Origin of the sequence: Mesorhizobium waimense (assembly GCF_003601975.1) — a bacterium.
GTDB classification, from domain to species: domain Bacteria; phylum Pseudomonadota; class Alphaproteobacteria; order Rhizobiales; family Rhizobiaceae; genus Mesorhizobium; species Mesorhizobium waimense.
The window spans coordinates 67,708-73,872 of record NZ_QZWZ01000031.1; the positions used below are offsets into that span (position 1 = coordinate 67,708).

Genomic DNA, 6,165 nt, shown 5'->3' on the forward strand with positions numbered 1-6,165 from the left:
TGGCGTCCCGCCGCCCGTCCGTGCTAATCGCCATTTACCATGACAGCGCCCGCCGAAACGCTTCTCGACCGCCTTGGCCGCTGGCTTGCCGGCCGGCTGCAGGATGAATCCTCCGGCTATGAACCCTACACGCCGTCCGACGCCGAAACGCTGCGGCGCACGCTCCAGCCCGGCGACATCCTGCTCATCGAGGGCAACCAGAAGATCTCGGCGGTCATCAAGTACCTGACGCAGTCGACCTGGTCGCATGCGGCCTTCTATGTCGGCGACGCCCTGGCTGAACCCGAGGACGGATCGGAGCGGCGGCGCCTGATCGAAGTCACGCTCGGCGAAGGCTGCGTTGCGGTGCCGCTGTCGCGCTACCGCACCTACAACACCCGCATCTGCCGGGCGAGCGGCCTGGCGCCGGAAGACCGTGACAAGGTCGTCGCCTTCATGATCGGCAAGCTCGGGTTGAGATACGATCTCAAGAACATTTTCGACATGCTGCGTTTTTTCCTGCCGACACCGCCGGTGCCGGTTCGCTGGCGCCGCCGCATGCTGGCCTTCGGCTCCGGCGACCCGACGCGGGCGATCTGCTCGACGCTGATTGCCGAGGCCTATGGCCAGATACGCTATCCGATCCTGCCCGAGGTCACGCGCGCGCCCGGCCGCGCTTCGGCGCAGTCGAGCTATATGCGCCGGGAAATCCTGCACATCCGCCACCACTCGCTCTACACGCCGCGCGACTTCGACCTGTCGCCCTTCTTTCGTATCGTCAAGCCGACACTGGAATATGGCTTTGACTACCGGGCGGTGACCTGGGGCGACAAAACCTCCGACCAGGAGACGAAGGTCGCCGAGTAGCAGGGACTATGCCGGCAAGGGGCGGCGCCCTTTTGCGGGGGCGTTGGGACCGTCGGGTGCCCGCGCGCCGGCATCCCGCGGATGCGGACCAACCGGCATGATCGCCGGAAACGGCGTCGCGCCGAATGCAAAGGTCCATTTGTAGCCGACGAGCGCCTCCTCGGGCGTCGTGTGCTGGTCGTGATGGGCAAGCAGCTTTGCGCGTTCCGCCAGCTCCTCCGCCTCCCGCCGCACCATCTCTGCCGTCTCCGGCCGCATCCGCCTGGAGAAGCTGACGAATGTCGCCTCACGCTCCAGATGGTTGATCGCCCAGCCGATGAAGTTCTTGTTGGTCGTCTCGAACAGCGGCCGCAGCGGCCCGTCGAAATTCCACTGGATCGGCGTCTCGACCAGCAGCCTTGCCGAAAGGCCCCGGCCGAGCGCGACCAGCCCGAGCTGTTCGAGGTCGCGCAGATAGAGGAACATCGAGGCTTCGCTCAGGTTTTGCGAGCGCATGATGCCTTCGGGCGTGAATTTCTCGGACAGCATGATGAAGACGAACAGCAGTGCCGGCCGCGCCGCCAGCTTGCGCTCGATCTCCGGCGCCACATGGTTGGCCGGCCCCGGTCCCCGGTTCATCGAGCCCAGCACGTTTTCCAGCTCGACCTCGGCAGCAGCGCAGATCTCCACCAGGCGGTCGAGCTTGCAGTTGCGCTCGTGGAAGATGCGCTTCACCGTCGGTTCGGAAACGCCCATGCGCTCGGCCAGTATGCGATAGGTGAGGCCCTTCGCCTTCAGTGTCCGTTTCAAGGCCTCGAAGATCGGACCGTTCATGGAATGCACCTCGTTTGCGCGATTTCGTATCGAACTTCGATACTAGCGCCAAGGGGCCTTCCAGGAAAGTATCGAAAAACCTAGCTCTCCGCCGTCACCACAGGAGATCTGTCATGAAAACCCCCATCACCTCGATATGTCTCGCCGTCTTCGGCATCGCGGCAGTGCCCGCCGCCCAGGCCGGCGAAATCTGGCGCGCCTCCGGCTTCGAGCAGCCGGAATCTGCACTCTTCGACGCTGCCAGCAAGCGCATCATCGTCTCCAACATCGTCGGCAATCCCGGCGCGGCCGACGGCAACGGCTATCTGTCGGTGCTGTCGCTGGACGGCAAGATCGTTACCCAACACTGGACCGACGGCATGGACGCGCCCAAGGGCATGGCGATCTCGGGCGGCAAGCTTTACGTCGCCGACGTCACCAAGGTCCGCGTCGTCGACCTCGCCAGCGGCAAGCTGGTTTCAAGTATCGACGTACCGAACGCCGTCTTCCTCAATGACATGACTGCAGACAGCTCCGGCAAGGTCTACGTCACCGACATGCTGGCCGACACGATCTACCGCATCGACGGCGACAGACTGGAGCTGTTCGTGAAGGACGCGGCGCTCGCTTCGCCCAACGGCGTCTTCGCCTACGGCAACAGGCTGATCGTCGCCTCCTGGGGCAAGGGCATCAAGCCCGATTTCAGCACCGCCGAGCCCGGCGGCCTGCTGTCGGTCGATCTCGCGACCAAGGCGGTCACGCCCCTGCCCGGCGCGCAAAAATTCGCCGACCTCGACGGCGTCATCGCCGTCGGTGACAGCATCTATGCCACCGCTTACATGACCGGCACGCTCTACCGCTATCATGAGGGCGGTGCACCGGAGGTGGTGGCGACCTTCAAGCCGGGCAGCGCCGACATCGGCACCGACGGCAAGTCGACCATCTATGTGCCGCTGATGAATGAGGGCGAGGTGGTCGCGCTGACGCTCGATTGAGGCCGATCGTTGGCCGTTCTGGATCGTGATCTTTCGGGATCATCTAGCCGGCTGACGATCCGAATTCTTCCAGCGGCGCCTTCCAGAAGGCTGCCGTCACTTGCCGGTCGGTTCGCCTAGGCTGCGGGAGCAGCCTTCAATTGCGCCCGCGCGTCCCGGATCGAGGCGGCATAGGTCACCAGCGGCCGCTTGACGCCGTGGTTGATCAGCATGCGCCGCGTCTGCGGCGAGGCGCCGGCGATGATGAAGCGCACGCCGGCGCGCCTGGCCTTGTGGGCGGCGCCCTCGATGACATTGGCGGCCGTCGAATCGAAGAACGGCACCGCCGAGCAGTCGAGGATGAAGTTCTTGCGTTGATCGGCGATGCGGTCGAGCACCGTGCCGACGGTCGAAGCGGCGCCGAAGAAGAACGCGCCCGAGATCCGGTAGACGACGGTGTCGGCATCGCTCGCTTCGCTGGAATCATAGGCGCTGGCGCTGTCGGCCACGTCCTCCGGCACCAGCGATTGATCGGCCTCGACCGCGATGCTCTTGGCCATGCGGTCGATGAACAGGATCGAGCCGAGCGCAAAGCCGACGACGATGCCTTCGGTGAGATCGCGGAAGACGACGATCAGGAAAGTCGCCAGCAGCACCAGCGCATCGCCGCGCGACGTGCGCAGCAGCGTAGCGAAGGCCTGCTTCTCGACCATGTTCCAGCACACCACCGCCAGCACGCCGGCAAGTGCTGCCAGCGGGATGTAGCTGGCTAAGGGTGCTGCCACCAGCATCAGCAGAAGCAAGATGGCTGAGTGGATCATGCCGGACACCGGTCCATGCGCCCCGGCCCGAACATTGGTGGCGGTGCGGGCGATGGTGCCAGTGGCGCAGAGGCCGCCGAACAGGCTGGATGCGATGTTGGCAAAACCTTGCGCCACCAGTTCGCAGTTGGAACGGTGCCGCCGTCCTGTCATGCCGTCAGCGACCACGGCCGACAGCAGCGATTCGATCGCGCCGAGCAACGCAAAGGCGACGGCATCCGGCAGCACGTCGATCATCCTGGCGAGGCTCACCGGCGGCAAGGCCGGCCATTGCAGGCTGCGCGGGATGCCGCCGAAGCGGGTGCCGATCGTCTCGGCCGGCAGCGAAAGCAGCGCCACGATGACCGAGGCCAGCCCGATGGCGATCAGCATTGCCGGCCATTTCGGGCGCCATCGCTTCAGGCAGGCGATGGTGAAAATGGTCAGCACCGCCACGAAGGTCGCCGCGAAATTGATAGTACCGGCGGCCTCGCCGACCGCCATCAGCTTCGGCACCAGCGGCCCGGGTTCCTTGCCGGCAAGCTTCAGCCCGAACAGTTCGACGATCTGGCCGGAGAAGATGATGACCGCGATGCCGGCGGTGAAGCCGACCGTCACCGGATAGGGGATGAATTTGATATAGGTACCGAGCCTCAGATAACCGATGGCGAGCAGGAAGACGCCGGCCATCATCGTCGCCAGCAGCAGTCCGTCGACGCCGACGCGCGCCGTGGTCGCCGCTACCAGCACGATGAAGGCACCTGCCGGCCCGCCGATCTGGAAGCGGCTGCCGCCGAGCGCCGAGATGATGAAGCCGCCGATGATCGAGGTGTAGAGGCCGCGCTCCGGCGTCACGCCCGAGGCAATGGCGATCGCCATCGACAGCGGCAGCGCCACGATGGCGACGGTCAGCCCGGCGATGGCATCGGCCCTGAAGTGCTCGAGCGTGTAGCCCTCGCGCCAGACCGTCACCAGTTTGGGCGTGAACAGTTCGGAGAATGTCGGCTTTGTCGGTTTTTGGGCCGGTTGATGGGCTGCCCTCCGCGCTTGATCCATGGACTGCCTTCCGCGTCTCGGAGGCGGCGGGGATCGTCGGCAGCATGTCGGCGGTCGCCGTCGCGACTTTCTTGCCGGCTCAGCTCTGCGGGTTCTGCGGCGCCGGCTTGAGGCGTACGCCCCTGCCGCCGCGCTCGCTGGCCTGGTTATCGCCGATCAGTTCCACCCCGGCCTCGTCGAGGGCCTGGATGACCTTCATCAGCGTGTCGACCACGCCCCTGACCACGCCGTCGCTCGCTTCCATACGCTGGATGGTCGGAAGCGAAACCCCGGCGCGCTCGGCCAGCGTCTTCTGATCGATGCCGGCCAGCGCCCTTGCGGCGCGCATTTGCGCGGCGGTGATCATCGGCCAGAACCCTTGTCTGAGTCTGCAGTATCAATGGATAATACAAAGATCATGATGCTTCAAGTATCACTGAGCATGGATGAAACATGGGTCACTCACTGTCTGCCACCGCCTTGTTCCGCTGCAGCAAGCGTACCGCCAGCCAGCACAGCATCGCCCAGGCGAAGCCGGCGCACCAGCCGGCCAGCACGTCGGACGGCCAGTGGACGCCGAGATAGACGCGGCTGATACCGACCAGCACCGTGGTCAGCACCGCCAGGCAGAGCACGAAGATTTTCGTCGTCCGACCCGGCAGGAAACGCGCCGCCAGCGAGCCGAGCGTCAGATAGGTCACCGCCGACAGCATGGCGTGGCCGCTCGGGAAGGAGAGCGACGTCTCGTTGACAAGGTGCGAGACGAGATCCGGACGTGGCCGGTCGATGCCGTGCTTCAGCAGGCTGGACAGCATCTGGCCGCCGGCCACGGCGACGAAGACGAAAAGCGCCGTTCGCGACCTGCGGATTAAAAGCAGATAGACGATCACCGCCGCCGTGATCAGCACCAGCACGGCCGAACTGCCGAGGCTGGTGATGTCGCGCATCGCGCCCTGCAACCAAAGCGGCCCAACCGGAACGTCGGGTTGGCCCATCTTGCGGAAGGCCAGCAGGATTTCGGTATCGAAAGCGTGCGGCGTACTGGCCCGCGCCACCTCCATCAATTCCTCGAATCCCCACAGGCCGCTGGCGATCACCAGGCCAGCCAGCAGGACCGGGAATTCGATGCGGTTGAGCAGCGTGCGAGCGAAGGTCTTCATTGGGTCTCGCTAGAGGCGCGTTTGCAGATAGGGCCCGAGCATGATCAGCGCCACCGCCGCGACCGCCAGCACGATGCCGGTCGCCTGCAGCGCGTTGACGCGCTCGCCGAAGAACACCAGCGCCACGACATTGACCGACACCAGCTGGATCACCGCCGACAGGCTGAACGAAACCGACAGGCCGAATTCTCGGATCAATCTCAGCATGATAAGATTGCCCAACGAATAGAGCGCCAGCGTCACCACGATCTTGCCCAGGCTTGGCGCCAACCCCCATTGCTTGGCCGCAGTCGCCGCCAGCAGGAAGATCACGGTCGAAATGCCGAGCTGAAGTAATCCGGAAAGACTCACTTTTTGCCCCTGAATAACGGTTGTGGCAGCTCTTGTTTCCGAAGCGTGCCGGGACGTCAAGCAACGTCCATCGCACCTAGCACTACTTTGGCAGGTTTTTAGCGGCGGGCGAGTTTTTGGAATTCCCAAGAGAGAGTTTGCGTGATTCATAGGAGGTCGGCTTGTGGAGGGCCGATCAATGGATGTGGACTGGCAAGCCGATCTCGA

7 protein-coding genes are annotated in these 6,165 nt (G+C 64.5%); 2 read left to right on the forward strand and 5 right to left on the reverse strand.

Annotation, left to right across the window (positions count from 1 at the left end; all coding sequences use genetic code 11):
- The first annotated feature begins 39 nt into the window (after positions 1–39).
- On the forward strand, positions 40–846 hold the full coding sequence (locus tag D3227_RS28990) for a C40 family peptidase (RefSeq protein WP_120017658.1): 807 nt from the start codon (positions 40–42) through the stop codon (positions 844–846).
- A 6-nt stretch (positions 847–852) separates the two neighbouring features.
- Here D3227_RS28990 and D3227_RS28995 read toward each other — a convergent pair whose 3' ends face one another.
- On the reverse strand, positions 853–1,659 hold the full coding sequence (locus tag D3227_RS28995) for a helix-turn-helix domain-containing protein (RefSeq protein ID WP_120017659.1): 807 nt from the start codon (positions 1,657–1,659) through the stop codon (positions 853–855).
- Between the two features lie 113 nt (positions 1,660–1,772).
- Here D3227_RS28995 and D3227_RS29000 point away from each other — a divergent pair, with 113 nt between their 5' ends.
- Positions 1,773–2,633 (forward strand): SMP-30/gluconolactonase/LRE family protein, encoded by an 861-nt coding sequence (locus D3227_RS29000; protein WP_120017660.1) that lies wholly within the window; start codon positions 1,773–1,775, stop codon positions 2,631–2,633.
- A gap of 116 nt (positions 2,634–2,749) precedes the next feature.
- Here D3227_RS29000 and D3227_RS29005 read toward each other — a convergent pair whose 3' ends face one another.
- The 4 genes from D3227_RS29005 to D3227_RS29020 all read right to left on the reverse strand — a co-directional run bounded on the left by D3227_RS29005 (position 2,750) and on the right by D3227_RS29020 (position 5,958).
- Positions 2,750–4,468, reverse strand: coding sequence for a SulP family inorganic anion transporter (locus D3227_RS29005; RefSeq protein ID WP_120017661.1), 1,719 nt, complete (start codon positions 4,466–4,468; stop codon positions 2,750–2,752).
- A gap of 79 nt (positions 4,469–4,547) precedes the next feature.
- On the reverse strand, positions 4,548–4,814 hold the full coding sequence (locus tag D3227_RS29010; protein ID WP_120017662.1) for a helix-turn-helix domain-containing protein: 267 nt from the start codon (positions 4,812–4,814) through the stop codon (positions 4,548–4,550).
- A gap of 91 nt (positions 4,815–4,905) precedes the next feature.
- Positions 4,906–5,607 (reverse strand): phosphatase PAP2 family protein, encoded by a 702-nt coding sequence (locus D3227_RS29015; RefSeq protein WP_120017663.1) that lies wholly within the window; start codon positions 5,605–5,607, stop codon positions 4,906–4,908.
- A 9-nt stretch (positions 5,608–5,616) separates the two neighbouring features.
- Entirely contained in the window at positions 5,617–5,958 is a 342-nt protein-coding gene (locus D3227_RS29020) for a hypothetical protein (RefSeq protein ID WP_120017664.1), read from the reverse strand.
- Positions 5,959–6,165: the final 207 nt, after the last annotated feature.

Excerpts from the sequence above, each read along its gene's own strand:
- D3227_RS28990 (WP_120017658.1), top strand. The coding sequence starts at position 40 with ATGACAGCGCCCGCCGAAACGCTTCTCGACCGCCTTGGCCGCTGGCTT.
- D3227_RS29010 (WP_120017662.1), bottom strand. The coding sequence starts at position 4,814 with ATGATCACCGCCGCGCAAATGCGCGCCGCAAGGGCGCTGGCCGGCATC.
- D3227_RS29015 (WP_120017663.1), bottom strand. The coding sequence starts at position 5,607 with ATGAAGACCTTCGCTCGCACGCTGCTCAACCGCATCGAATTCCCGGTC.
- D3227_RS28995 (WP_120017659.1), bottom strand. The coding sequence starts at position 1,659 with ATGAACGGTCCGATCTTCGAGGCCTTGAAACGGACACTGAAGGCGAAG.
- D3227_RS29005 (WP_120017661.1), bottom strand. The coding sequence starts at position 4,468 with ATGGATCAAGCGCGGAGGGCAGCCCATCAACCGGCCCAAAAACCGACA.
- D3227_RS29000 (WP_120017660.1), top strand. The coding sequence starts at position 1,773 with ATGAAAACCCCCATCACCTCGATATGTCTCGCCGTCTTCGGCATCGCG.